The organism is Variovorax glucosi (assembly GCF_051216695.1).
In the GTDB taxonomy this organism is placed as follows: Bacteria; Pseudomonadota; Gammaproteobacteria; order Burkholderiales; family Burkholderiaceae_C; genus Variovorax.
The window spans coordinates 165765-189999 of the sequence record NZ_JBPJZE010000001.1 but is presented as its reverse complement, the minus strand read 5'-3'; the positions used below and the strand labels follow the sequence as shown (position 1 = coordinate 189999).

Below are 24235 nucleotides of genomic sequence, written 5' to 3'. Positions count from 1 at the left end.
AGGGCGTGCGGATGCGAGGCGAGCCTTACTTCTTCGTATAGATCTGGTCGAACGAACCGCCGTCCGCGAAGTGGGCCTTGTCGGCCTTTGCCCAGCCGCCAAAAGCCTGGTCGATCGTCACCAGGGTCAGCTTGGGAAACTGCTTGTCGTACTTGGCCTTCGCCTTGTCGCCGGTCGGACGGTAGAAGTTGCGGCCGGCGATGTCCTGGCCTTCGTCGGAATACAGGTACTTCAGGTATTCCTCCGAAATGGCGCGCGTGCCCCTCTTGTCGACGACCTTGTCGACCACCGCGACGGTCGGCTCGGCCAGGATGCTGATCGACGGCGCGACGATCTCGAACTTCTCCGGGCCGAACTCCTTCAACGCCAGATAGGCCTCGTTCTCCCAGGCCAGCAGCACGTCGCCGACGCCACGCTGGACGAAGGTGATCGTCGAGCCGCGTGCGCCCGTGTCGAGCACCGGCACATTGGCGAACAGCTTGCCGACGAACTCCTGCGCCTTGGCATCGCCGCCGTACTTGCGCTTCGCGAATTCCCAGGCGGCAAGGTAATTCCAGCGCGCACCGCCGGAGGTCTTGGGGTTCGGCGTGATCACCTGAACGCCCGGCTTGGTGAGGTCGTCCCAGTCCTTCAGACCCTTCGGATTGCCCTTCTTGACCAGGAAAACGATGGTCGAGGTGTATGGCGCCGAGTTCTGCGGCAGGCGTTTCTGCCAGTCAGGCTTGACCAGATTGCCGTGCGTCGCGAGCGCGTCGATGTCGCCGCCGAGCGCCAGCGTGGCCACGTCTGCGTCGATGCCGTCGATGATCGAGCGCGCCTGCTTGCCGGAGCCGCCGTGCGACTGCTTGATGGTCACGTCCTGCCCGGTCTTGGCCTTCCAGTACTTCGCGAACGCCTGGTTGTATTCGACATACAGCTCGCGTGTCGGGTCGTACGACACGTTCAGCAGCGTGACAGGACCAGTCGCCGCGGGCTGCGCAGTGGCCGGCAATGTGGCAAAGCCGATCCCGCCGGCAATCGCTGCAACGGCAGCGACGGAAGAAAGCTTGATAAAGTCGCGACGAAGGCTCATGGGTGCTGCTCTCTTTGTTCTGCACGAAGGCATATCGATGAAGGCGCCGATTCTCTATTCGGCATAAGGAACAAGGAACGACTGATTTTTCAGTTCCTTATTACAAAACCAACTAAGGCAAAAATTAAAATGGCACGCATGGTCCAGTGCATCAAGCTCGGCACGGAAGCGGAAGGACTCGACTTCCCGCCCTACCCCGGCGATCTCGGCAAGAAGCTGTGGGAGAACGTCAGCAAGGAAGCCTGGGCTGCCTGGCTGAAGCAGCAGACGATGCTGGTGAACGAAAACCGCCTGAATCTCGCAGACCTGCGGGCACGCGAATACCTCAAGCGCCAGATGGAAAAGCACTTCTTCGGCGACGGTGCGGATGCCGTGCAGGGCTACACGCCACCACCGGGCGCCTGATTTCAACCGGATGACCACAGCACCGGCCCGGTGAACGAAACGGTCGACTGGCGCGCCGACGGCGTGCCGCAGAGCGTCCGCTTCGGCGATATCTATCACACCGAAACCAGCGCATTGGCGCAATCCCGCCATGTGTTCATCGCCGGCTGCGACCTGCCGGCCGCGTGGGCCGGATCGCCGCAATGGCGGATTCTCGAAACCGGCTTCGGTTTCGGCCTCAACTTCCTGGCCTGCTGGCAGGCGTGGCGCGATGATCCGTCGCGGCCGCGCATGCTGCATTTCGTCTCGATCGAGGCACATCCGGTGGCGCAAGCCGATCTTCTGCGCGCCGCCGCGGCCTACCCCGAACTCGCCGACCTTGCCGCTGCGCTCGCCGCACAGTGGCACGGCCTGCTGCCCGGGTTCCACAGGATGTCCTTCGACGATGGCCGCGTGCTGCTCACGCTGTGCATCGGCGACGTCCAGCCGACGCTGCGCGCCCAGCGTTTCGAGGCCGACAGCATCTTTCTCGACGGCTTCAGCCCGACGCTCAACCCGGCGATGTGGTCGCCCGAGATGCTGAAAGCCGTCTCCCGTTTCGCGCGACAGGGCACGCGCATCGCCACATGGACCATCGCACGGACGGTGCGCGACGCGCTGGCGCAGAACGGCTTCCAGGTCCGCAAGGCGCCCGGGTTGCCGCCGAAGCGAGACTGCCTGCGCGGCGAATTCGCGCCGACATGGACGGTGCGTCATCGCACGCCACCGGATGCGGTCGCCGTGCCGGGACGTTGCGCGGTGATCGGCGCGGGATTGGCAGGCGCCGCGGTGGCTGCGAGTCTGGCGCGGCGCGGCTGGCAGGTGTGCGTTTTCGATGCGGCCGACCGGCCAGCCGCCGGCGCATCCGGCCTGCCGGTCGGTGTGTTCGCACCGCATGTGTCGCCGGACGACGCGCTGCTTTCGCGACTGACTCGCGCCGGTTTGCGAATGACATGGCAGGAACTCGAAAGACGACTGAGCGAAGGCACCGACTGGCGCGCCAGTGGCGTGCTGGAAAAGCGTCCGCCGGGTGACGACCGTCTTCCTCCGGGCTGGCGGAAGGACGGACCGAACGAATCCTGGCACGCCGACGCCGCCCGGATCGCCCACGCCGAATTGCCGCCCGACACGGTCGCGCTCTGGCATGCGCGCGCCGGCTGGGCCATACCGGCGCGGCTGGTCGCTGCGTGGCTCGCGCAGCCCGGCATCGCGACGAGAACCGGGCAGCGGATTTCGCGGATCGAGGCCGAGACGGCCGCTGGCACCTCGCCGACCGTCTGGCGGCTTCATGCAGCCGACGGCAGCGTCGTCACCGAAGCCGATCGCATCGTCATCGCCGGAGGATACGAGAGCGCAGCGCTGGCACCGGACCAGCCGCTGCAACCCGTACGGGGCCAGATCGCCTGGGGCCGCACGCCGACGGGTGCCGATGGAGTCGACGAAATCGGACTGCCTCCGATGCCGATCAACGGCGACGGACACCTCATCGCACAGGTGCCCCTCGCGGATGGCATCGACGGCACCTTCTGGCTCACCGGCGCGACCTTCGACCGAGACCGAAGCGACAACCGGCCGAGCGAAGCCGACACTGCGGCCAATCGCGAGCGGCTCGCGCGTCTGCATCCGGGCGCGGCATCGGTTCTGGCGGGCGTTTTCGAAAGCGCCGACGTCGGCGTCTGGGCGGGCGTGAGATGCGCTTCGGCCGACCGGCGACCGCTGGTGGGGCCGCAGCATCCGGCGCTGCCGCAGGGCCCGTGGCTATGTACCGCGATGGGCTCGCGCGGACTCAGCTTCGCGGCACTCTGTGCGGAATTGCTCGCTGCCCGCTGGCACGGCGAACCTCTGCCGCTGCCGGCAGCGTCGGCTGCGGCGCTGGACACGGCGCGGTCCGGACGCAGGAAAGACGCGAGCTGAACGCCAGCGGTGCCGTCAGCGCTGCGTGCGGTTCAGCGCACTGACGAGCGCGGGAGCGATTTCCTGGATGAGCAGGCACTGGCTGGGATGGTCGCCGATCAGCGCGCTGCCCGGCATTCCCGGAAACTCGCTGTCCGCCAGACTCTGGACCAGCGACAAACCGCGAGCGGCACCGATCGCGCGCAGACCTTCGGTGCCGTCGTTGCCCTGGCCGGTGAGCACCAGCGCGATGCCGAGCGGCCCGTAGACCGATGCAGCCGACTTGAATAGCTGGTCGACCGCCGGGCGCGCCGTTCTCAATCGCTTGGGTCCGGTGACCTCGAGCACACCGCCGGCCTTGATGAGCGCATGGCAACCGCGAGGCACGACATAGACGTTGCCGGAAGCGATCGGCGTGTCGTGGACAGCCGAGGACACATGGAGCCGGCCCTCGCGCTGTACGAGAAGCGGCAGCGGATCGGGATCTTCGGGAGCGGAATGAATCAGCAGAACGATGGCGGCATCGAAATCGTCCGGCAGAGCCGAAAGGATCCGGCGCATCGCGGCCACGCCGCCGCCGCCTGCGCCAATGACGATCACACGTGTCGCGGCCATATCCAAACCCTCCCGGCTGAATTTTCCCGGACGATGCGCACCTTACGCACGGTGCGCGCGCGGCAGGTCTGTCGGTCAAGGCTGCGGGTGTTCATTGCGAGTCTCCAAGGTTGGAAGATGAACTGAAGGCACCCCGACAATAAGCTTCATAGGTCTAAAGACTACATCCTTGTGAGCATTTTCCTACAGGCTTAACCCGTATTTGCAGCGATGGCGATGCTTTCCGCGCTATTGGCGATTTCCGTCTTCTTCAGCCTGTAGAGCCCGACGTCGACCCGCCCCGACCGGAATCCGGCTTCGCAGTAGCAGAGGTAGTACTCCCAGAGCCGCTTGAAGGAGGCGTCGTAACCCAGCGGCTCGATGGTCGGCCAGGCCTGCAGGAAGCGGTGGCGCCATTCGGCCAGCGTCGTGGCATAGCTGATGCCGAATGACTCGGAGACTTCGAAGGTCAGGCCGGCGCGCGTCGCCTGCGTGCGCATCGCATCGACCGTCGGCAGCATGCCGCCCGGAAAGATGAAGCGCTGGATGAAGTCGGGACTGCGGCGATAACGGTCGAAATTCGCCTCGTCGATGGTGATCGCCTGAATCACGGCGGTGCCGCCCGGGGCCAGACGGTCGCGCAAGGTGTCGAAATACACCGGCCAATAGCGTTCGCCGACGGCTTCCAGCATCTCGATGGAAACGATGCTGTCGAACTGCCCCTCGACGTCACGGTAATCCTGCAGCCGCAGATCGATCTGCGCATCGAATCTCTCCGCACTCACCCGCTCCTGCGCATGCGCGAGCTGCTCCGTCGACAGCGTCAGGCCGGTGACCTGTGCGTTGCGTCGTTGCGCCATCGCGAGCGCGAGGCCGCCCCATCCGCAGCCGATCTCCAGCACCTTCGAGCCGGCACGCAGTTCGAGCAGTTCGACGATGCGGTCGATCTTGGCCGCCTGGGCTTCTTCCAGCGACTGTCCGCCGCCGTAGCCGCCTTCGCGGTACAGCGCGCTCGAATAGATCATTTCCGGGTCCAGCCACTGCGCGTAGAAGGCGTTTCCCATGTCGTAGTGGAAGGAGATGTTCTGGCGGCTGCCGCGCCGGGTGTTGGCGCGCGCCAGGTGCATCGCACGGCCGAGCCAGCGCGCCGGCAGCGAGGCGTCGAACACACGGCCCCAACCGGCCTCGTTGCGGATGCCGAACTCCAGCAGCGCCGCCAGGTCGGGCGTCGACCAGTCGCCGTCGCGGTACGACTCGGCCAGCCCGATGTCGCCGCGCAGCACCAGCCGCCCGAGCGGTCGCCAGCGGTGCAGCGTCACCGATGCATTCGGCCCCGGCAGCGCGCCGCGACCCTCCACACGCTCGCCGTTGGGCAATTCCACGCTCAGCGCGCCGCAGTTCACGCCTTGCAGCAGGCGGCCGAGCAGGCGGCGCAGCGGTCCGCGGGCGCAGGCCGACAGCGCGACGCCGATGCCGCCGCGCGACCTGTTCGGGCGCAGGGTGCTCGAAGGTGGTGGAGAAGTGCTCATGGATGACTCACGGAGTTGTCGTTCTTGATGATGGTGACTGCCAGTTCCGGTGCCGGCGGTCGAGGCTGCAGGCGCACGCCCTTGAGCCACAGGCGAAGCGCCTCCCAATGGATGGCGCCGACGACTTTCAGCGTCAGCAGCGGATGCGTGAAGAGCGCCGCCGCCAGCGCACCGTCGCTCAGCGACTTGCGCTCGGCGTCGAAATGCGCGACCAGGACCGGCCCATCGGCATCGCTGGCCGTGATGCCGATGGCCAGCCGATCGCGGTCTTCGCGCGGCGGCGCCACGTTGAAGCGGTAGCGCATCGCCAGACCCAGAAAGGGCGAGACGTAGAAATTCTTGGTGCAGTCCTGCACGATCTGCTCGCGCGTGCGATCGGCTTCGTCGACCTGGATCAGGTAACTGTGGCGCTGGCCGAAGGTGTTGTGCACTTCGTAGAGAACGGCCTCGAGCCCCGGTTCACCGTCGGGTCGATCGCAGAAGTACACGCTCAGCGGGTTGAAGGCGTAGCCGAAGATGCGCGGCATGGTCAGAAGCCGGATGGCGCCGCCCGTGCGCAGACCGGCGTCCTGCAACTGCCGTTCCACGTACGTCCGCAGGCCGATACCGTCACCGGCACCGTAATCGCGCTCATGAAGACTGAAGACATTGAAGCGGTTCAGCGAAAAAAGCCGCAACCGCCTGGCGAGCGCGGGCAATTCGTCGACGTCGAGCAACAGCGAGAAAACGCGGTACTGCAGACGGTGCCGCGCCGGACGCATCCGCTGATGCATCACGCGACCGCTGTAGAACGCAGACGTCACGCCTGCACCACCCGTCCCACCTTCGGCGCGCGAGGACGCACGCGGTCGGACTCGTTGGCCACGTTCCACGGGCGGCGAACGCCGCCGAGCATTTCCGCCACCGCGAGGCCGGCCTGCAGTCCGTCTTCATGAAAACCGGAACCGAAGTACGCACCGCAGAACCATGTCCTCTGCCGGCCCTGCAACGACCAAAGCTCGTCCTGCGCCTGCATCGCGGCGACATCGAACATCGGATGCTCGTAGATTTCGCTGCGGATCACATGTTCGCTGCGCGGCTCCCGCGTCGGATTCAGCGTCAGGAAAAGCGGTGTGGTGTCGGGTATGTGCTGCAGCCGGTTCATCCAGTACGTCACGCTGAGGCCATCGCCCTTCGCACGGTCGGCAGCGTAGTTCCAGCTCGACCAGACGGCCCGGCGTTGCGGCATGAGCGCCGGGTCGCTGTGCAGGACGGCGCGGTTGCGGGTGTAGCCGAAGTTGCCGAGCACGCGCCGCTCGTCCGGCGTGGCGCTTGGCAGCAGCCTGAGCGCCTGGTCGGCGTGCGTCGCGATCACGACGTGGTCGAAGCGCTCGGGAGCCGACGCATTTTCGGTATGGACGACGACGCCGCTCGCATCGCGGTCGATCCGCAGCGCGGCGCTGTTGAGCCGCAGGCGGTCGCCGTCGATGAAGCCACGGGTGAGCTTCTCGACATAGCGCGCACTGCCGCCCTTGACCGTGCGCCAGAGCGGCCTGTTGCTGAGCTTCAGCAACTGGTGGTTCTCGCAGAAGCGCACGAAAGCTTCGAAAGGGTAATCGCCGACGCGCGCCGCCGGCGTCGACCAGATGGCTGCAGCCATCGGGTAAAGATGATCGTCACGGAAAGGCCGGCCGTAGCCCTGGGCGTCGAGGTAGGCATCGAGCGGCATCATGCCGAAGCGGGCGGCGTCGCGCGGCGCCTCCCGGTAAAAACGGACCAGATCGCGCAGCATCGACCAGAAACGTGGCCTGAAAAGATTGCGCGGCTGAGCGAACAGCCCACGCAAGTCGGTGCCCGAATACTCCAGCGCGCCGTTGTCCAGGCTCACCGCGAACGACATTTCGGTTGCCGTCGTTTCCACGCCCAGGTAGGCGAACATGGCCGTCAGATTGGGATAAGCCGACTCGTTGTAGACGATGAAACCGGTGTCGACCGCGACCGGTCCGCCGGCAGACGGGGCTTCGACGGTGTTGCTGTGACCACCGGGGCGGCCGTCGGCTTCGAACAGCGTGACCCGGTGACGCTGGCTCAGCAGCCAGGCGGCCGACAGTCCGGAAATGCCGCTGCCGACCACAGCCACGTCGAGCACCGGCCCACCCGCTTTGGCGGTGGAGCTCTGGAACGGCGTCGTTCCGGCGTCATCGGCGCCGAAGTGGGTCTTTGCAGTCGTCATGGCAGGTTGTACGCAGCATTTTCGCGATTGGATTCCATCGTTTCTCGCATCAACCCATACACCATGAATGGCGGAAGCGCTGTGATCTAATCCCGCCGACGGTGCGTAGACGCAGCATGAACACCGTCCGACAGCCCATCGCGCCGCCTCCCGAAAGGGCTCCGGCGCAGCCGCGCGGCCTGTCGTTTGTCACTCTGCATCAGAGCCGGAACGCGATGCCCAGCAGCGAGGAATTGAACCGATGGGCACAGGCCGTGGCGCTCGATGGCGATCGCCAGGCCTTTGCAGCACTTTTCAAGCACTTCGCGCCTCGCGTGAAGGCGTATCTGATCCGTCTCGGCACGGCCGACGGACTCGCTGAAGAGCTCACGCAGGAAGCGATGGTCAGCGTCTGGCGCAAGGCTTCGCAGTTCGACGCGGCGCGCGCAGGTGCATCGACCTGGGTTTTCACCATCGCACGCAATCTGCGGGTCGATTATTTCCGCCGGCTCGGCAACCGGGCGCCGCAGGTCGACGGCCCGGAGGGGCACGAAGCGGACGAGCTGCCCGACACGCAACCGCGTCCGGAAGACCAGCTCGACATCCGTCAACGCGAAGACGGCGTGCGAAACGCCATGAAGCAGTTGTCGCCAGAACAGGCTCTGGTGCTGCGGATGTCGTTCTACGAGGACACGCCGCATGCGCGCATTGCAGCCGAGCTCGGTATTCCGCTCGGCACCGTTAAGTCGCGACTGCGACTGGCGATCGGCCATCTGCGCCGGCTGGTCGCGACATCGGAGGGAAACGAACAATGATCCAACACCATCCCCAAGACGAAATGCTGCTCGCCCACGCGGCCGGCAGTCTTGCAGCCGGACCGGCACTGCTGGTGGCCAGCCATATCGAGCAATGCAGCGTGTGTCGCGAGCGCATGGCGCTGCTGGACGCGGTCGGAGGTACCCTCCTGGATGCGCTGGCCCCGGCCACGCTCGCCCCGGATGCCTTCGTTCGCACTCTGAGAGCCATCGACACGATCGATAGAAACATTTTCGGCTCGACGTCGGAAACAATCGGCCGGTCCTCTTTTCCCTCCCTGCCGTCCGGCGCGACCTGGCCGAAGGCGTTCGAAGGTTGCAAGGTCACGCCATGGCGCTGGCTCGGCCCCGGCATGCGCTGGAGCCGGGTCACGCTGCCGCACGATTCGGCAGCCAATGTCTTCCTGCTGCGCATCGGCGCAGGCAAGAAATTGCCGCAGCACACGCACAGCGAAGTCGAGCTGACCCAGGTTCTATACGGCAGCTTCGACGATGGTCGTTCGGTCTTCGGCGCCGGCGATTTCGACGAGGCCGACGGCAGCATCCATCATCAGCCGGTGGTGCATGCGCAGAGCGAATGCATCTGCCTGGCGTCGGTGCAGGGGCGTGTGATGTTCAAGGGCGCGGTGGCACGCACGCTGGGTGCGTTGGTCGGAATGTAGTTCCGGACCGATTCACGCCCGATTTCAGCCTCTCGCGGCCATGCTGCCGACCACCGACGACGTGATCTTGCTTCCGGCAGCGGCAGCAACCGCCGTCACGAAGGTGCCCCAGCACAGATCGGCGATCGTCACCGTCCACGACCAGTTCTTGAGCGTCGCCTGATTCGTCAGGTCGTACGTCGCGTAGGCCATCAGTCCGAGCAGCGCTCCAAGCGCCAGCGCCGTGGTCCAGCGGCCGCTGACGAGACTCGGCGCGACAGCGAACACAACCACGCCGACCATGTAGATCACATAGAAGATCACCGCGGGCGCGGGCGAGAAACGCTCCAGCATGATGCTGCCGAGCGCTGGACGGTACAGCCGGTCGGCCATGACGGTGAGCCAGACGGCATCCAGCACCAGGAAGACCAGGGCCGTCGAAAGATACGACACGAAGAAATGACGGATGGACATGAAGCCTCCTGAATGTTGGAGTCGTCTCTACGCATCCGTCGCGCGACTGGATCAGCCGCGTCCTTCGCGGTCACCGCAGGCGGTATTTCAGCTTGCGTCCGCCGCCGACCGTCGAATCCAGCCCGACCCACTCGCCCTGCGCGGTGTACCAGACATCAACCGGCTGTACGGGACCTTCGATGCGCCAGCGCGTCGCGCTCACGCTTTGCCCGCGCAGCACGAACGATTCGGCGCTGCCACGCCCGGCTTCGGCGATCTTCACGGCCTCGTAGCGGCCGGTCTGCGCATTGAGCAACTGCGTCTGCGAACGCATCGCCGGATTCCAGTACGCAAAACTCATGACGCAACCGCCCAGTGTCTGCACCGGCGGCACGGCTGGCGTGACGGACGCCGGTGCCTCCGTCGATACGCGCAGGCCGTCGCTCTCCCCTACCGCACGCACCCGGCTGGCTTCGCCGTCGTCGTCGGTACTGCTGGAAAGCGCCCGCAGGCAGTCGCCGCGCCACTGCTCGGTCGCCTGATGGCGGTATCGGTACACCGTGAGGCCGAGCAGCTTGACGGTGAAGGCTGCGTCACTGACGACTTTTCGCATATCGGCGCCTTCCGCAGTCACGCTGAAACGGTGCGTACCGATCGGCTTGTCGTCCAGCGTGACCTGGAAGTTCCACTCGCCGGCACCCGCGCCCGCGCCCGGCTCGGCTGAATGCCCTGCCCCAGCCGTCAGCATGGCTGCGACGCCGAAGACAGCGGCGCGAACGGCGCTCACCGCCCGCCCTTTCGCGGCGCACCCGGAATGAAGGCGTTGGTGCGCGCGATGTAGTCGCGGTAGGCCGGTCGACGCTCGCCGATGTCTTTTTCCTGCAGGCTCACGCCCGACACCTTCAGCAGCAGAACCGTCATCAGAAGCGGCGACACCACGCTCCAGGCGCCTGCCCAACCCGCGCCACCGAGCGCAACGAGCCACAGACCCCACCAGACGCAGACCTCGCCGAAATAGTTCGGATGGCGCGTGTAGCGCCAGAGGCCGCGGTCCATCACCTGGCCCTTGTGCTTCGGATCGGCCTTGAAACTAGCCATCTGCGCATCGCCGACCGCCTCGAACAGCGCACCGAAGATCGCGACCGCGATGCCGATGCCATCGATCCAGTTCATGGGCTTCGCACCGGCCGCCGCGCCGACGTAGAACGGCGCCGACACGACCCATGCCAGCACCGCCTGCAGTGAAAACACCAGATAGAGACTTTTCCAGCGGAAATTCGGCTCGTTGCGCGCCCTGATCTCCTGGTAACGCCGCTCCTCGCCCTCGCCCCAGTTACGCCAGGTGATAAAGCCGCTCAGCCGCAGCGCCCAGAATCCGCCGATCGCGATCATCCACGCACCGCGCGGCCACGGGTCGGGCATCAGCAGCATGTAGACGATGCCCGCACCCACGATGAAGATTGCCCAGACGCGATCGACCAGGCTGACGTCGCTGCGGATGAAGCTGGCGATCCACGTCAGGACGCCGAGGAATGCGGTGAGCGCGAGGCCGGCGAAGGCGATCTGCAGCATCGACAGGTTTTCAGGCATTGGCATGAGGTTGGACATCGATCGGTTCCGGCACGGCGACGCCGTCGAAATGAATGGAAAGCCGCACGATGGCGGGAAGCAGCACGGCCCAGACGCAGGCCAGCGTCACGAGCGCGGCGGCCGGATGGACGAATTCGGCACCGCCCAGGCGCACGCCCGACGAAAACGAAACCGGCCCGAGCACCGCACCGAGCCCTGCCGCCAGCCAAGTCCGGTCGCGCAGCCAGCGCAGCGTGACGTTGAGCGCGATCGCGAGCAGCGCCCAGAGCGCGACGATCCAGTACGGCGCAAGGCTGGCGAAAGGCTGGCCGGACGGATAAGCGACGTTGCCGAGCAGCGTATTGATCGATTCGGCCGCAAAGCCAACCAACCCCACCAGCACGACCAGCCGGATTTCGGTCGACGGCCGCGCCGAAACGGCGAGGTGCCAGCCGATCACCGCCAGCACCAAGACCGTGCCGGGAAGCGGCATGCCGTGCGCAGCGCCGAGCACAGCCGCAAACCACCCCAGCTGCGACAACGCGAAGTTGGCGATCTGCACCCGGCGACTCGGCCTGACGACGCTCATATCGGATCGATCCGACCGCTCAGGCGCGTTTTTCGAACAGGTAGTGGCTCACGCACCAGCGCTGTCCTTCCTCAAAGCCGAAGAGCTCCGCGACCGACATGAAGAATAGCCGCCACCGCGTCCACCAGACCGCGGCGTCTTCGCCGTAGGTCTGGTTGAAAAGCGGCATCAGTTCGGCACGATGCCGGTCCATGTTGTCGAGCCAGGCTTCCGAGGTGCGCTGGTAATGCGTGCCGTCCCAGCGCCAGCGGTGCAGGATGCGCAGGTCGTCCTGGCAGTGCAGTGCTAGGTCTTCGCTGGGCATCATCCCGCCGGAGAAGAAATGCTTGCTCATCCAGTCGCTCTCGTCGCGCTCGACGAACGGGTACGGCGCGCCACGGTGCGTGAAAACGTGCATGAAGAAGCGTCCGCCAGGACGGAGCCAGCGCGAGACGTTGCGGAACGCTTGCGGCCAGTTGCGCAGGTGTTCGAACATTTCGACGGACACGACACGGTCAAAACGTTCGACGGTGTCGAAAACGTTGAAGTCGCAAGTAATGACGCGGAGGTTGTCCAGCCCCCATTCCAGCGCCTGCGACTCGATGTAGGCACGTTGCGAGTTCGAATTCGAAAGCACGGTGATGCGGCTGCGCGGGTAGCGCTCCGCCATCTGCAGAGACAGAGAGCCCCAGCCGCAGCCGAGCTCGAGCACGTCCTGCCCGTCAACCAGTCCCGCGCGCTCGCAGGTGATCTCCAGCGCTGCCGCTTCCGCACGCGACAGCGTATCCACGCCTTCCGGCCAGTAGCAACTGCTGTACTTGCGATGCATGCCAAGCACACGACCGAAAAAAGCGGCCGGCACTTCGTAATGCTGCTCGTTGGCTTTCTCGGGCAGCGGCGCCAGCTCGGCCTTGCCCATCTCGTCGAAGAAGCGCTGTGTGAGGTCGGCCACCTTGGCCGTGTCGCCGCTGTGCAGCTCGACGATGCGTTCGCGCAGCAACCGTCGGATGCCCTGCCGGATGATGGTGTCGGGAACCAGTCCGCGCTCGACCAGCCGGATCGCCACTGCGGTGTTTTGCGTCATGAGGTACTTCTCGAAGTTGCCGGAATCGGCGAAATTGATTTCGAGGCCGCTTTCGATCAGGTGTACGCAAGGCAAAGCGCCTTGGATTCGATTCGTGACCGAATGCACGGCGCTGCCCTACAAAATCAGCCGCCGACCGGACATCGCAGGCCCGCACAATGGGGACATGCCCACCCTCTACGACATCATCCACACCACGGTGTATCGCTACAGCAAGCCCGTTACCTTCGGCGAGCACCGCGTGATGTTCCGTCCGCGCGACAGCCACGATCTGCGGGTGCTGGCGACCGACCTGCAGGTCAGCCCGGAAGCGATCGTGCGGATGATCCAGGACCCGCACTCCAACTCGGTCGCGCTGGTTCAGCCGATCAGGCCGGCGCTGGAACTGCGGCTGACCTGTTCCTTCACCATCGAACGGGCGGACGTTTCGCAGGACCTGTCGCTGCTGTCGTCGTCGGCCGAATTCCTGCCCTTCGCCTACTCGCTGCAGGACCGGCTCGACCTCGAACACTACCTGCGTCCGCACCACGACGACCCGGACGGCAAGCTCATCGCCTGGGCGCACCAGTTCTTCCGGCACGATGGCCCGACGCCGACGCGCGACCTGCTGGAGCGCATGAACCAGCACATCAACCAGCATTTCCGCTACGAAACCCGCGACGAGGAAGGCACGCAGACGCCGTTGCAGACGCTGGCACTCAACAGCGGCACCTGCCGCGACTACGCATTGCTGATGATGGAAGCCACCCGCCGTCTCGGCGTGGCGACGCGTTTCGTGTCGGGCTACCTGTACGACGTCGCGCTCGACGCCAACGCCGTCCAGGCGAACGGCGGCGGCCGTGGCGGCGAACCGACCGTCGGCGCGGGCGCCACCCATGCGTGGTTGCAGGCCTATCTGCCGGGCGCCGGCTGGGTTGCGTACGACCCGACGAACAACCTGCTGGGCGGCAATCAGCTGATCCGGGTCGGCGTGGCGCGCGATCCGGCCTTCGCGGCGCCGGTTTCCGGCAGCTGGTTCGGCGATGCGGACGCGTACCTGGGCCTGGAAGCCAGCGTCACCGTGACCCGGCGCGCACGCTGAGCCGAAAAAGGACCGCGAAAATTGCGCTGGCTGTTCCTTGCGGTGTTCACCGCGGCGGTCGCGGCGGCGTATGCCATCTACAGCGGCAAGCTGGAGGTTCCCGATCGCTACAACCCGTGGGCGCCGCTGAACGTCACGGCGCCGCCCGACTGGCTCACCGGCATGAAGCTGGCCCGCACGCGTGACGACGCCGCGCTCTGCAGCGCCGCGCTCGCCACCACCGACATGCAGTACGACACGGTGCCCGACCGCGTGACCGGTGCCGGCTGCGGTTTCACGAACGCCGTGCGTTTGCGATCCGCGGCCGTCCGATTCGGGCCTCCGGTGCTGCTCAGCTGCCCGATGGCGCTGTCTCTATATATGTGGGAGCGGCATGCGCTCCAGCCGGCCGCCCAGCAACGGTACGGCCAGCGGGTCGCAGCCCTTGAACATCTGGGGAGCTATGCGTGCCGCAACGTGAACCTGGGCGAAGGCGTGCCGGCCGGTGCCTCTCGGAGTCGGCACGCGACGGCCGATGCGCTGGACATCGCCTCGCTGACGCTGGCCGACGGGCGCCGGATCAGCCTCGTCTCTGACTGGAAGAGCGGAAACGCAGCCGACAAGCCGCTGCACGCGCAATTTCTGCAGGACGCCCACGCCGGGGCCTGCCGCTATTTCAAGGGTGTGCTCGGCCCGGACTACAACGCGGCGCACCGCGATCACTTCCACCTGGAAACCGGCGGGTATTCGATGTGCCGATGAACGCGTTGGCTCCGGCTCGGCTCACCAGGGAAGCTTTTCGCCCGCGTAAGTGAAGAAGCCGCCGGTGTCGGCAACCGTCAGTCCGTCGACGACGTGCAGCAGATCGGCCGCCACGTCGTCCGGCTTCCGCCCGATCTGCGCCCCACGGAACGGCCCGGACAGCGCCGAATCAACAGTCCCCGGATGCAGCGCGACCAGCACCGCGTTAGGCTGGCTGCGCTGCACTTCGATCGCAGCCGTCTTCAGGAACATGTTGAGCGCCGCCTTCGACGCCCGATAGCTGTACCAGCCGCCGAGCCGGTTGTCCTCGATGCTGCCGACCTTGGCCGACAGCACGGCCAGCACGCCGCGTTCGCGGTCGAGCAGCGGCGCGAAATGCGCCATCACCAGCGCCGGGCCGAAAGCATTGGCGCGGAATGTCGCCTCCATCTGCGCATAGTTCAGTTGGCCGATCCGCTTCTCCGGCATGAAATCGGCGGTGTGGAGGATGCCGGTGGCGTTCAGGATCAGGTGGAATGGGCCCTGTTCGGCAAGCCGGCCGGCAGCCGCGGCGATGCTGGCTTCGTCGTCGAAGTCGATGGATGGATCGGTGCGACGACCCAGCGCGACAACGCCGCCGCAGCGCGGATCAGCCTGCAGCCGCGCAACTAGCGCCGCACCGATCGCACCGGACGCGCCGATCACGAGTGCATGGAAGTCATTGGGGAAGGAGTTCATTTTTTTAATCCGACGGGCTTGCCGCTTTGTGCCCTGCAATCCACTGCGCGAACTGCCGTTCCGCCTGCATCCTGAATTCGTTCCGCATCCGATTGCAGATCTGATGCGCGAGCCGGCGATGCTTCTGTTTGCGGACGCTGCCGAGCGTGGCGTCGTTCAGGTGTTCGATCGTTGCCGATTCGGCGCGGTCGTGGGGTTCGTTGAAATCCATCGGCAATCCGCACCAATGGCAGTTGACTCCGAATGTGGAGCGAAGATTTTGTATGCTCATCGACTTTTTAGCGCCGGGTCGAAGCCCGGCCGGCTTATCCGGAAAAGGCTGCCAATCAGCCTACAGCCCGCATGGATGCTGGCGAATAAGCTTATCCGCATAAAGCGCGAATCAAAAGATAGTTGGATTCAAAGCGCTGCGCTTCTACAGTTTCGGCTTCCTACAAGTACCACGATGTACCAATACACAGATTTCGACCGCCAGTTCGTGCACGCACGTGCGGCGCAATTCCGCGACCAGCTCACGCGCTGGCAATCGGGCAAGTTGTCCGAAGACGAATTCAAGCCGCTGCGTTTGCAGAACGGCTGGTATGTGCAACGCTATGCGCCGATGCTGCGTGTCGCGGTGCCGTACGGCGAAGTGTCGAGCGCGCAATTGCGCGTGCTGGCCCGCATCGCCCGCGAATACGACGAGCCCGAGGCTGCCGTCTACAAGACGGCCAACGAGGTGCAGGGCGCGATGGGCTCCCACAGGTTGCCGACGCATTACGCCCACTTCACGACGCGCCAGAACGTCCAGTACAACTGGATTCCGCTGTCGAAGAGCGCCGACGTGATGGACCTGCTGGCTTCGGTCGACATGCACGGCATCCAGACCAGCGGCAACTGCATCCGAAACATCACCAGCGACGAACGCGCGGGCGTCGCGGCCGACGAGATCGCCGATCCGCGTCCGTTCGCGGAAATCATGCGGCAGTGGAGCACGCTGCATCCCGAATTCGCGTTCCTGCCGCGCAAGTTCAAGATCGCCATCACCGGCGCCGGTGAAGACCGCGCAGCGACCGGCTGGCACGACGTCGGCCTGAAGCTGATCAGGAACGAAGCCGGCGAGCTGGGCTTTCGCGTGCAGGTCGGCGGCGGCATGGGGCGCACGCCGATCGTCGGCGCAGTGCTGCGCGAGTTCCTGCCGTGGAGCCAAATCATGAATTACCTCGAGGCGGTGATCCGGGTCTACAACCGCTACGGCCGGCGCGACAACATCTACAAGGCGCGCATCAAGATCCTCGTGAAGGCCGAAGGCCAGCGCTACATCGACGACGTCGATGCCGAATACACGCAGATCCTCGAACACGACGGCGCGCCGCACACCATCACGCAGGCCGAATACGACCGCGTCGCCGCCTCCTTCGTGCCGCCGCAACTCGCAACGCGCGTGATCGAGAGCACCGACAAGACCGAAGCTGCGCTGCGCCAGCACGCAGCCGACGACGAACAGTTCGCGCGCTGGCTGCAGCGCAACGTCGCGCCGCACCAGAATCCGGCGCTGCGCTGCGTCACGCTGTCGTTCAAGCGTCTGAAGCAGGCGCCGGGCGATGCGACGGGCGATCAGCTCGACATCGCAGCCACGCTCGCCGATCGCTTCAGCGCCGGCGAAGCCCGCGTCACGCACGACCAGAACCTGCTGCTGCCCTGGGTGCATGCCGAAGACCTGCACGCGCTCTGGACCGCAGCGCGCGCTGCCGGTTTCGCGAGCGCCAACGTGCGGCTGCTGACAGACATGATCGCCTGCCCCGGCGGCGATTTCTGCTCGCTGGCCAATGCGCGCTCGATCCCGATCGCCGAAGCCATCACCGAGCGCTACCAGGATCTGGACGAGCTGGACGACCTCGGCGAGATCGATCTGCACATCAGCGGCTGCATCAATTCCTGCGGCCACCACCACAGCGGCCATATCGGCATCCTCGGTGTCGACAAGGACGGCAAGGAGTGGTACCAGGTGTCGCTCGGCGGCTCCGACGGCTCCGACCTGAGCGGACCTTCGGTGGCCGGCAAGGCGGTCGGTCCGTCGTTCTCGGCGGCGGAAGTGCCTGAAGTGATCGAAGCGGTGCTTGGCGCCTACCGCGACAGCCGCACCATCGTCGACGGCAAGCGCGAAACATTCATCGACACGTTGCGGCGCGTCGGGCCGGACCCATTCAAGGCCGCAGCCAACGGCGCGCGCTTCAAGGCTGAAGACAAGTCCGTGGAGGTGTCGGCATGAACAAGTCCCTGATCCTGATCGCGTCCGAAGACCACGTCGACGACGGCAGCCCGAAAGTCCTGCAACTGCAGAACGATGCCGATCCGCAAGCCATCGAGGTGTGCCTGAACGATGTCGAGCGCATCGACCTGCACTTCCCGAAGTTCACCGACGGCCGCGCCTATAGCCAGGCTTTCCTGCTGCGCCGCCGCCTCGGTTTCAAGGGCGACATCCGCGCGACCGGAGACGTGCTGATCGACCAGCTGGTGCAGATGGAGCGCACCGGGTTCTCCAGCGCGGTGCTGAAGGAAGGCGTCGACGCATCCGATGCGCAACGCCAGTTCGATCGTTTTTCCGCCTTCTATCAAGGCGATGCGGTGCACACGGCGCCGCACTTCGCGTCGAATGCCGCCGCGAACTGAACGGAAGTTTCCATGAGCAACGATCTCGATCTACAACACGTCAACGCCGAACTCGGACGCAACGCCGAGGGCCTGGTGAACTGGGCCATCGGTCTCGGCCAGCCCGCCATCGTCACCACCAACTTCCGTCCTTTCGAAGCCGTAATCCTGCACATGGTCGCGCGCTCGAAGCCCGACGTGCCGGTGATCTGGATGGACAACGGCTACAACACCGAAGCCACTTATCGTTTCGCCGACGAAGTGACGAAGCTGCTGGGCCTGAATCTGCGCATCTACCTGCCCTTGCGCTCCCGTGCGCACCGCGAAGCGGTCGAAGGTGCGACACCGGCGCTGGACGATCCGCGGCACGACGCCTTCACCGCGGAGGTGAAGCTGGAGCCCTTCTCTCGTGCGCTGCGAGAAACGGCGCCCAAGGTCTGGTTCACCGCGCTGCGGGCCACCGACACGGCCGTGCGCGCCCAGATGGACCCGGTCAGCATCAATCCGGACGGCCTGATCAAGGTCGCACCGCTGCTGCACTGGTCGTCCAAAGAGCTGCACGAATACTGCGTCGCGCACGGCTTGCCGAACAACTTCGATTACGTCGACCCGACCAAGGGCGAAGACAACCGCGAGTGCGGCCTGCACCTCGAACATTGATGAACGCCCGTACCGAATCCGAATTGCTGCAGTCCACGATGCATCCGCCCGCCCATCTTTCCAACACCCACCTCGACGCGCTCGAGGAAGAGGCCATCTTCATCCTGCGCGAAGTCGCCGGCGCCTTCGAGCGGCCGACGCTGCTGTTCTCGGGCGGCAAAGATTCCCTGGTCCTGCTGAAGTGCGCCGAGAAGGCTTTCGGCAGCGGCCGGATTCCCTATCCGCTGCTGATGATCGACACCGGCCACAACTTCCCCGAAGTGACCGATTTCCGCGACTTCCGCGCGAAGGAACTCGGCGCAGAGCTGATCGTGCGCAGCGTCGAGGATTCGATGGCGCGCGGCACCGTGCGTCTCGCGCATCCCGGCGAATCCCGCAATGCGCACCAGTCGGTCACGCTGCTGGAGGCGATCGAGGAATTCCGCTTCGACGCGCTGATCGGCGGCGCCCGTCGCGACGAGGAAAAAGCGCGCGCCAAGGAACGCATCTTTTCGCACCGCGATTCGTTCGGCCAGTGGCAGCCGAAGGATCAGCGGCCCGAACTCTGGAACCTGTTCAACACGCGCCTTTCGCCCGGCGAGCATTTCCGCGTGTTCCCGATCTCGAACTGGACCGAGCTGGACGTCTGGCAGTACATCGAGCGCGAGAGCATCGCCCTGCCCTCGATCTACTACACCCACAAGCGCGAGATCGTCGAACGTCGCGGTCTGCTCGTGCCGGTGACGCCGCTGACACCGCCACGCGACGGCGAGCAGGTGCAGGTGCGCGACGTGCGCTTCCGCACGGTCGGCGACATCACGACGACCTGTCCGGTTGAAAGCCTGGCCGCGAATGCCGGCGACGTGGTGCTGGAAACGCTGACGGTCGACGTCAGCGAGCGCGGCGCGACGCGCATGGACGACATGACTTCGGAAGCATCGATGGAAAAGCGGAAAAAGGACGGGTACTTCTGATGAGCGAGATCGATACCGGCGCAGCCTTGCGCTTCATTACCTGCGGCTCCGTCGACGACGGCAAGAGCACGCTGATCGGGCGTTTGCTTGTCGACAGCAAGACCGTGTTGCAGGACCAGCTGGCCGGCGTCCAGCGCGGCGGCGAGACCGATCTGGCGCTGCTGACCGACGGCCTTTCCGCCGAGCGCGAACAGGGCATCACCATCGACGTGGCCTATCGCTACTTCTCGACCGTGAACCGCAAGTTCATCATCGGCGACGCGCCCGGGCATGAGCAGTACACGCGCAACATGGTCACGGCCGCATCGAGCGCCGACGCGGCGGTGGTGCTGGTCGACGCGACCAAGCTCAAGTGGGCGGCGGAAATCGGCGATGGGGAAACAGTTGAGCGCGAGTTGCTGGCGCAGACGCGCCGTCACACGCTGCTGTGCAGCCTGCTGCGCGTGCAGTCGATCGTTTTCGCGGTCAACAAGCTCGACGCCATCGACGATGCCGCGCTTGCGTTCGAACGGATCTCGGGTGCGCTGAACGCGTTCGCAGCCAGCGCCGATGTGAAGGTCGCGGCCATCGTGCCGATCTCCGCGCTCAAGGGCTGGAACGTGGTCACGCCGCATCCCGACTGGGCCGGCTACGACGGTCCGGGCCTGCTCGACCTGCTCGAAGGCCTGCCGGTCACCGCGCAGGATGAGGACGTGCCCTTCGCCTTTCCGGTGCAATGGGTCGAGAAATTTTCCGCTTCTGCCGATACGACCCAGGGCCGTCGCGTGTTCTGGGGTCGCGTCGCCAGCGGCCATGTCGCGCCGGGCCAGCGTGTGACAGTGCTGCCAAGCGGCCAGACCGCCACCGTCGCGCAGGTGCTCGACCACGCGCGCAAGCCGCAATCGGTGCACGCTGGCCACAGCGGCGGCATCGTGCTGGACCGCGAAGTCGACGTGTCGCGCGGCGACTGGCTGCTGGCGCCCGACGCCTTCACGCCCGTGCGCGAAATCACCGCCACCGTCGCCTGGCTCGACGATGAGCCACTGGTGCCGGGCCGGGTGTACTGGGCGCTGCAGGGTCATCGCTGGGTCAAGGCGAAGGTCGCGCGTATCGTCGACCGCGTCAACATCACGACGCTCGAATCCGAGCCTGCGACGCAGCTCGAAGCCAACTCCATCGGCGACATCGTGCTGACGCTGCAGCAGCCGCTGGCGGTGCTGCCGTTCGCGCAATCGCGTGCGCTGGGATCGCTGGTGCTGGTCGATACGGCATCGCACAAGACCTCTGCTGCGGTATTGGTTCGCCTTTAAAATGCCCGGTTACCCTCGATCAACCCCCAGGCCGCACCAAGCCGGCGACAGATTCCCCAGATTCCCATGACACACGTCGTTTCCGAAAACTGCATCCGCTGCAAATACACAGACTGCGTCGACGTGTGCCCCGTGGACTGCTTCCGCGAGGGGCCGAACATGCTCGTCATCGACCCGGACGAATGCATCGATTGCGCGGTCTGCATTCCCGAATGTCCGGTCAATGCGATCTTTGCCGAGGAAGACCTGCCGGCCGACCAGATCGCCTTCATCAAGCTGAACGCGGAACTCACCACGGCCGACGGCTGGAAGAGCATCACCAAACGCAAGCCCGCGCTGCCCGATGCGGACGAGTGGAAAGACAAGCCGAACAAGCTAGCGGAACTGGTCCGTTGATCCAGACCGACGCGCTGATCGTCGGCGCCGGTCCGGTCGGGCTGTTCCAGGCTTTCCAGCTCGGCCTGCTCGAAATCTCCTGCCACATCATCGATGCCCTGCCCCATGCGGGCGGCCAGTGCGTCGAGCTGTACGGCGACAAACCCATCTACGACATTCCCGGCACACCGGCCACGACCGGCCGCGGATTGATCGACGCGTTGCTGACGCAGGTCGCGCCGTTGCAGCCGACGATGCATTTCGGCGAACAGATCGCGACGCTGGAACGCCAGGACGATGGTCGGCTGCTGCTCGGGACCGACCGCGGCACGACCTTTCTGGCCAAGACGGTCTTCATCGCCGGTGGCGTCGGTGCCTTCGTACCGCGCCGCGTCTCGATCGCCGGCATCGAACGCTTCGAAGGCACGCGGCTGCTGTATCACCCCAACATGCATCCTGACGCGATCGAACGCTTCGCCGGAAAGGCCATCGTGGTCCAGGGCGGCGACGAATCCGCGTTGCAGACCGCGCTGGCGCTGAGCGCGCTCGAACGCCGCACCGGTCGCGGCGGCAAGGTCGCGCTGATGCATCGCCGCGACGGCTTCCAGGCCGAGCCGGAAACCGTCGCGAAGCTGCGCGAGGAGATCGAATCCGGCGACATGGCTTTCGTCGTCGGGCAGCCGACAGCCCTCGACGAAACGACGCTGCAGATCACGCGTCCCGATCAGTCGGTGCTCAACCTGCCGGTCGATGCGCTGATCGCCTGCCTCGGCATTTCGCCGCGCCTCGGCCCCATCGCCAACTGGGGCCTGCAACTGGACCGCAAGCAGGTGCCGGTCGATACGCAGAAGTTCGAGACGCGCGAACCCGGCGTGTTCGCGGTCGGCGACATCAACACCTATCCGGGCAAGAAGAAGCTGATCGTCTGCGGCTTCCACGAGGCGACTCTGGCCGCCTGGGGCGCTGCGGCCATCGTGTTCCCGGACAAGGCGATTCCGTTGCAGTACACGACCACCAGCACGCGCCTGCGTTCGCTGCTGAAAGTCGACTGACGCGCGATGTCAGGCGATATCTAGGCGATGACGGGTGCGGCGGTGCCGCCGACCGTTGCAGCCACGGTGATCGTCTTGCCTACCGCTGCCGTGTAGGTCGGCTGCTTCACGCTGCTGACGAACACGAACTCCGCCTTGACCGCAGCCGCAGTCACCGTCATCAGCAGATAGCCGCGCTGTGTGGTGTCGCAGTAATTCACGTCGTCGATCAGGCCCAGCCCTGCGCCGATGGCTGCATTGCCGAGTTGCGGCACGAGAACGCTGCCGTCGATGGAAGGCGCCAGCGCACCGAGCCCCGCGGATTCGAACCCGGTCGAAGTGACCGACGTTCCGGCGAACTCCACTCCGGCCTTCTCGCCAGCCAGCGTCGTGAGGTTGGTGAACCATGCATCGTGCGAATCGCCGGACAGGGTGACGAGCCGCTTGCCCTGCGTTCGGGCAGCCTGCAGGATCGCGTCGCGCTGCGACGGGTAGCCGTCCCACGAATCGAGGCTGTACGGAAGCCTGGGATTCACAGCCGGATTCAGCAATGCCGCCTGCGTGGCCGTCAGCGCAGCGGTGCCGCCGGCGGCACGTGTCGCCTTGGCCGTGAGAAACGCCGTGACGGCAGCCGGCACGCCGGCAGGGTTGGTCGTGAACGCCGTCAGGAGCGAAGCCGGCATCCACATGCGCGCCATGATGGTCTGGTTGCCGAGCATCTGCCAGGCGGCGGTCGATGCGTTCATGCCGTTCGTGAGCCAGTTCTGCTGCTCGATGCTCATCATCTGGCGCGAGGCGTCCGGACGAATGCCGGAAGCGTTCGGCGTGATGCCGGCCAGATAGCGGCCGATGCCGCCGTCCTTGTCGCCGTAGTTGTCGTACTGGCGGTCCCGGCCTTCGATGCGCGTGTCGAGCATGTGCAGCGTGAAGAGCCGGCCGAAGTCGAAGCGGCGGTAGATCTTGAGCAGGTTGGACGCGTCAGGCGTGCGGATCGGCATCCACTCGTGATAGACCTTCGCGGCGATGTTCTTGCGCGTGACCCAGTCGCCCTGCGTGGCCGGGTCGTGGTTCTCGGCGCCGTTCACGTAGCCGTTGTTGGCGAATTCATGATCGTCCCAGACGGTGATCCAGGGCATCTTCGCGTGCGCGGCCTGCAGGTTGAGGTCCGACTTGTACAGCGCATGGCGCGTGCGGTAGTCGTTCATCGTCACGATGTCGTTGGCCGGGCTCGTGATGCGGTTGCCGGGAATGCTGGTGTTGCCGTACTTCTTCGGGTCGGAACCGTATTCGTAGATGTAGTCGCCGAGGTGCAGCGCATAGAGCGCGTCGGTCTTGGTGACGGCGTCGTAGGCGTGGAAGAAGCCTTCGGAATACAGAGCGCAGGAAAACACGGCGAACTTGACCGATGCGATGTCGCTGGCCGGCAGCGTGCGCGTGGTGCCGACGGTCGACGAAGCGCCGGTGACGTCGCGGAACCGGTAGAAATAGCTCGCGCCGGCAACGAGCCCGGTCACGTCGACCTTGGCCGTGAACGATGCGGTTTCGCTCGCGGTCACGGTGCCGCTGCCGACGACCGACGCGAATGCGGCGTCGGTCGCTACCTGCCATGTCAGCGTCACATCGGCGGTGCTGTCAGGGATCTTTGCGTGGGTCCAGAGGATGACGCGGTCGGTCAGCGGATCGCCGCTGGCGACGCCGAAAGCGAACACGGCCGGCTTCGGTGCGGGCGCGGGCGTCGCCGTGGCGCTTGCATCGTCGCTCCCGCCGCCGCCGCAGGCTGCGAGCGAACCGACGGCTGCCAGCGCGATGGCGCTGGTGGACGACTTGACCAGAAAGTCGAGAAAGTCGCGGCGACGGCGGTTGGCGGCATCGCGTGGGTCGGATTCGAACGGGACGACGGTGGCAAACAGGTGTTTTTCTTGCAC

At 65.5% G+C, this 24235-nt stretch carries 26 protein-coding genes; 13 read left to right on the top strand and 13 right to left on the bottom strand.

The annotated features are described in order from the left end of the window. Positions 1-25: 25 nt before the first annotated feature. The gene (locus ACSFA3_RS00940; protein WP_435503531.1) at positions 26-1072 is read right to left on the bottom strand and encodes a sulfate ABC transporter substrate-binding protein; all 1047 of its coding nucleotides are present in this window, start codon (positions 1070-1072) and stop codon (positions 26-28) included. Positions 1073-1201: 129 nt separating this feature from the next. On the opposite strand from ACSFA3_RS00940, the gene ACSFA3_RS00935 reads away from it, so the two are divergent. Next, a complete protein-coding gene (locus ACSFA3_RS00935; protein WP_435503530.1) occupies positions 1202-1477 on the top strand; it encodes an oxidative damage protection protein in 276 nt (91 codons plus the stop codon). Between the two features lie 30 nt (positions 1478-1507). Beyond that, a complete protein-coding gene (gene mnmC, locus ACSFA3_RS00930; RefSeq protein ID WP_435503529.1) occupies positions 1508-3409 on the top strand; it encodes a bifunctional tRNA (5-methylaminomethyl-2-thiouridine)(34)-methyltransferase MnmC2/FAD-dependent 5-carboxymethylaminomethyl-2-thiouridine(34) oxidoreductase MnmC1 in 1902 nt (633 codons plus the stop codon). A gap of 15 nt (positions 3410-3424) precedes the next feature. Here mnmC and ACSFA3_RS00925 read toward each other — a convergent pair whose 3' ends face one another. The 4 genes from ACSFA3_RS00925 to ACSFA3_RS00910 form a co-directional block, all read right to left on the bottom strand. Next, on the bottom strand, positions 3425-4003 hold the full coding sequence (locus ACSFA3_RS00925; RefSeq protein WP_435503528.1) for a chemotaxis protein CheB: 579 nt from the start codon (positions 4001-4003) through the stop codon (positions 3425-3427). A gap of 191 nt (positions 4004-4194) precedes the next feature. Further along, positions 4195-5511 carry a class I SAM-dependent methyltransferase gene (locus ACSFA3_RS00920; protein WP_435503527.1) on the bottom strand — a complete coding sequence of 439 codons (1317 nt, stop codon included), beginning with the start codon at positions 5509-5511 and terminating at the stop codon, positions 4195-4197. Beyond that, positions 5508-6314 (bottom strand): DUF1365 domain-containing protein, encoded by an 807-nt coding sequence (locus ACSFA3_RS00915; protein WP_435503526.1) that lies wholly within the window; start codon positions 6312-6314, stop codon positions 5508-5510. The genes ACSFA3_RS00920 and ACSFA3_RS00915 overlap by 4 nt, the downstream gene beginning before the upstream one ends. Further along, positions 6311-7723, bottom strand: coding sequence for an NAD(P)/FAD-dependent oxidoreductase (locus ACSFA3_RS00910; protein WP_435503525.1), 1413 nt, complete (start codon positions 7721-7723; stop codon positions 6311-6313). The genes ACSFA3_RS00915 and ACSFA3_RS00910 overlap by 4 nt, the downstream gene beginning before the upstream one ends. Positions 7724-7839: 116 nt before the next feature. Between ACSFA3_RS00910 and ACSFA3_RS00905 the strand changes: the two genes are divergently transcribed. Continuing rightward, a complete protein-coding gene (locus ACSFA3_RS00905) occupies positions 7840-8517 on the top strand; it encodes a sigma-70 family RNA polymerase sigma factor (protein ID WP_435503524.1) in 678 nt (225 codons plus the stop codon). Continuing rightward, positions 8514-9179 (top strand): ChrR family anti-sigma-E factor, encoded by a 666-nt coding sequence (locus tag ACSFA3_RS00900; RefSeq protein WP_435503523.1) that lies wholly within the window; start codon positions 8514-8516, stop codon positions 9177-9179. The genes ACSFA3_RS00905 and ACSFA3_RS00900 overlap by 4 nt, the downstream gene beginning before the upstream one ends. A gap of 24 nt (positions 9180-9203) precedes the next feature. Here ACSFA3_RS00900 and ACSFA3_RS00895 read toward each other — a convergent pair whose 3' ends face one another. From ACSFA3_RS00895 to ACSFA3_RS00875, 5 genes are all read right to left on the bottom strand, one after another. Then, a complete protein-coding gene (locus tag ACSFA3_RS00895) occupies positions 9204-9632 on the bottom strand; it encodes a DUF2177 family protein (protein ID WP_435503522.1) in 429 nt (142 codons plus the stop codon). Between the two features lie 70 nt (positions 9633-9702). Next, on the bottom strand, positions 9703-10398 hold the full coding sequence (locus ACSFA3_RS00890) for a DUF6134 family protein (protein ID WP_435503521.1): 696 nt from the start codon (positions 10396-10398) through the stop codon (positions 9703-9705). Beyond that, a complete protein-coding gene (locus ACSFA3_RS00885; protein WP_435503520.1) occupies positions 10395-11219 on the bottom strand; it encodes a DUF1295 domain-containing protein in 825 nt (274 codons plus the stop codon). Before ACSFA3_RS00885 ends, ACSFA3_RS00890 begins: the two co-directional genes overlap by 4 nt. Further along, entirely contained in the window at positions 11194-11769 is a 576-nt protein-coding gene (locus ACSFA3_RS00880) for a DUF2878 domain-containing protein (protein ID WP_435503519.1), read from the bottom strand. The genes ACSFA3_RS00885 and ACSFA3_RS00880 overlap by 26 nt, the downstream gene beginning before the upstream one ends. Positions 11770-11788: 19 nt before the next feature. Next, the gene (locus tag ACSFA3_RS00875; RefSeq protein ID WP_435503518.1) at positions 11789-12832 is read right to left on the bottom strand and encodes an SAM-dependent methyltransferase; all 1044 of its coding nucleotides are present in this window, start codon (positions 12830-12832) and stop codon (positions 11789-11791) included. A 166-nt stretch (positions 12833-12998) separates the two neighbouring features. Between ACSFA3_RS00875 and ACSFA3_RS00870 the strand changes: the two genes are divergently transcribed. Both ACSFA3_RS00870 and ACSFA3_RS00865 read left to right on the top strand, forming a co-directional pair. Continuing rightward, the gene (locus tag ACSFA3_RS00870) at positions 12999-13913 is read left to right on the top strand and encodes a transglutaminase family protein (protein ID WP_435503517.1); all 915 of its coding nucleotides are present in this window, start codon (positions 12999-13001) and stop codon (positions 13911-13913) included. Between the two features lie 21 nt (positions 13914-13934). After that, positions 13935-14654 carry an extensin-like domain-containing protein gene (locus ACSFA3_RS00865; RefSeq protein ID WP_435503516.1) on the top strand — a complete coding sequence of 240 codons (720 nt, stop codon included), beginning with the start codon at positions 13935-13937 and terminating at the stop codon, positions 14652-14654. Positions 14655-14675: 21 nt separating this feature from the next. On the opposite strand, the gene ACSFA3_RS00860 is transcribed toward ACSFA3_RS00865, so the two are convergent. Both ACSFA3_RS00860 and ACSFA3_RS00855 read right to left on the bottom strand, forming a co-directional pair. Next, entirely contained in the window at positions 14676-15371 is a 696-nt protein-coding gene (locus ACSFA3_RS00860) for an SDR family NAD(P)-dependent oxidoreductase (RefSeq protein ID WP_435503515.1), read from the bottom strand. Positions 15372-15375: 4 nt separating this feature from the next. Further along, the gene (locus ACSFA3_RS00855; RefSeq protein ID WP_435503514.1) at positions 15376-15582 is read right to left on the bottom strand and encodes a hypothetical protein; all 207 of its coding nucleotides are present in this window, start codon (positions 15580-15582) and stop codon (positions 15376-15378) included. Positions 15583-15816: 234 nt separating this feature from the next. Here ACSFA3_RS00855 and ACSFA3_RS00850 point away from each other — a divergent pair, with 234 nt between their 5' ends. The 7 genes from ACSFA3_RS00850 to ACSFA3_RS00820 all read left to right on the top strand — a co-directional run bounded on the left by ACSFA3_RS00850 (position 15817) and on the right by ACSFA3_RS00820 (position 22331). Further along, positions 15817-17622: a nitrite/sulfite reductase gene (locus ACSFA3_RS00850; protein WP_435503513.1), complete on the top strand. Its 1806-nt coding sequence runs from the start codon at positions 15817-15819 to the stop codon at positions 17620-17622. Then, positions 17619-18023: a DUF934 domain-containing protein gene (locus ACSFA3_RS00845; RefSeq protein ID WP_435503512.1), complete on the top strand. Its 405-nt coding sequence runs from the start codon at positions 17619-17621 to the stop codon at positions 18021-18023. The genes ACSFA3_RS00850 and ACSFA3_RS00845 overlap by 4 nt, the downstream gene beginning before the upstream one ends. A 12-nt stretch (positions 18024-18035) precedes the next feature. Next, positions 18036-18662 carry a phosphoadenosine phosphosulfate reductase domain-containing protein gene (locus ACSFA3_RS00840; RefSeq protein ID WP_435503511.1) on the top strand — a complete coding sequence of 209 codons (627 nt, stop codon included), beginning with the start codon at positions 18036-18038 and terminating at the stop codon, positions 18660-18662. After that, a complete protein-coding gene (gene cysD / locus ACSFA3_RS00835) occupies positions 18662-19615 on the top strand; it encodes a sulfate adenylyltransferase subunit CysD (RefSeq protein ID WP_435503510.1) in 954 nt (317 codons plus the stop codon). The genes ACSFA3_RS00840 and cysD overlap by 1 nt, the downstream gene beginning before the upstream one ends. Continuing rightward, positions 19615-20904, top strand: coding sequence for a sulfate adenylyltransferase subunit 1 (locus ACSFA3_RS00830; RefSeq protein WP_435503509.1), 1290 nt, complete (start codon positions 19615-19617; stop codon positions 20902-20904). Before cysD ends, ACSFA3_RS00830 begins: the two co-directional genes overlap by 1 nt. Before the next feature lie 66 nt (positions 20905-20970). After that, complete coding sequence (fdxA, locus tag ACSFA3_RS00825) at positions 20971-21300, top strand: ferredoxin FdxA (RefSeq protein WP_435503508.1); 330 nt, start codon at positions 20971-20973, stop codon at positions 21298-21300. Continuing rightward, a complete protein-coding gene (locus tag ACSFA3_RS00820) occupies positions 21297-22331 on the top strand; it encodes an NAD(P)/FAD-dependent oxidoreductase (RefSeq protein WP_435503507.1) in 1035 nt (344 codons plus the stop codon). Before fdxA ends, ACSFA3_RS00820 begins: the two co-directional genes overlap by 4 nt. 20 nt (positions 22332-22351) lie before the next feature. Here the strand turns inward: ACSFA3_RS00820 and ACSFA3_RS00815 are convergent, their stop codons facing one another. Further along, on the bottom strand, positions 22352-24235 hold the full coding sequence (locus ACSFA3_RS00815) for an alkaline phosphatase D family protein (RefSeq protein WP_435503506.1): 1884 nt from the start codon (positions 24233-24235) through the stop codon (positions 22352-22354).

What these genes read in the sequence shown, in the direction of transcription:
- ACSFA3_RS00940 (WP_435503531.1), bottom strand. Translation starts at nt 1,072, where the DNA reads ATGAGCCTTCGTCGCGACTTTATCAAGCTTTCTTCCGTCGCTGCCGTT.
- ACSFA3_RS00935 (WP_435503530.1), top strand. Translation starts at nt 1,202, where the DNA reads ATGGCACGCATGGTCCAGTGCATCAAGCTCGGCACGGAAGCGGAAGGA.
- ACSFA3_RS00925 (WP_435503528.1), bottom strand. Translation starts at nt 4,003, where the DNA reads ATGGCCGCGACACGTGTGATCGTCATTGGCGCAGGCGGCGGCGGCGTG.
- ACSFA3_RS00920 (WP_435503527.1), bottom strand. Translation starts at nt 5,511, where the DNA reads ATGAGCACTTCTCCACCACCTTCGAGCACCCTGCGCCCGAACAGGTCG.
- ACSFA3_RS00910 (WP_435503525.1), bottom strand. Translation starts at nt 7,723, where the DNA reads ATGACGACTGCAAAGACCCACTTCGGCGCCGATGACGCCGGAACGACG.
- ACSFA3_RS00905 (WP_435503524.1), top strand. Translation starts at nt 7,840, where the DNA reads ATGAACACCGTCCGACAGCCCATCGCGCCGCCTCCCGAAAGGGCTCCG.
- ACSFA3_RS00900 (WP_435503523.1), top strand. Translation starts at nt 8,514, where the DNA reads ATGATCCAACACCATCCCCAAGACGAAATGCTGCTCGCCCACGCGGCC.
- ACSFA3_RS00895 (WP_435503522.1), bottom strand. Translation starts at nt 9,632, where the DNA reads ATGTCCATCCGTCATTTCTTCGTGTCGTATCTTTCGACGGCCCTGGTC.
- ACSFA3_RS00885 (WP_435503520.1), bottom strand. Translation starts at nt 11,219, where the DNA reads ATGTCCAACCTCATGCCAATGCCTGAAAACCTGTCGATGCTGCAGATC.
- ACSFA3_RS00880 (WP_435503519.1), bottom strand. Translation starts at nt 11,769, where the DNA reads ATGAGCGTCGTCAGGCCGAGTCGCCGGGTGCAGATCGCCAACTTCGCG.
- ACSFA3_RS00875 (WP_435503518.1), bottom strand. Translation starts at nt 12,832, where the DNA reads ATGACGCAAAACACCGCAGTGGCGATCCGGCTGGTCGAGCGCGGACTG.
- ACSFA3_RS00870 (WP_435503517.1), top strand. Translation starts at nt 12,999, where the DNA reads ATGCCCACCCTCTACGACATCATCCACACCACGGTGTATCGCTACAGC.
- ACSFA3_RS00860 (WP_435503515.1), bottom strand. Translation starts at nt 15,371, where the DNA reads ATGAACTCCTTCCCCAATGACTTCCATGCACTCGTGATCGGCGCGTCC.
- ACSFA3_RS00855 (WP_435503514.1), bottom strand. Translation starts at nt 15,582, where the DNA reads ATGGATTTCAACGAACCCCACGACCGCGCCGAATCGGCAACGATCGAA.
- ACSFA3_RS00850 (WP_435503513.1), top strand. Translation starts at nt 15,817, where the DNA reads ATGTACCAATACACAGATTTCGACCGCCAGTTCGTGCACGCACGTGCG.
- ACSFA3_RS00845 (WP_435503512.1), top strand. Translation starts at nt 17,619, where the DNA reads ATGAACAAGTCCCTGATCCTGATCGCGTCCGAAGACCACGTCGACGAC.
- ACSFA3_RS00840 (WP_435503511.1), top strand. Translation starts at nt 18,036, where the DNA reads ATGAGCAACGATCTCGATCTACAACACGTCAACGCCGAACTCGGACGC.
- cysD (WP_435503510.1), top strand. Translation starts at nt 18,662, where the DNA reads ATGAACGCCCGTACCGAATCCGAATTGCTGCAGTCCACGATGCATCCG.
- ACSFA3_RS00830 (WP_435503509.1), top strand. Translation starts at nt 19,615, where the DNA reads ATGAGCGAGATCGATACCGGCGCAGCCTTGCGCTTCATTACCTGCGGC.
- fdxA (WP_435503508.1), top strand. Translation starts at nt 20,971, where the DNA reads ATGACACACGTCGTTTCCGAAAACTGCATCCGCTGCAAATACACAGAC.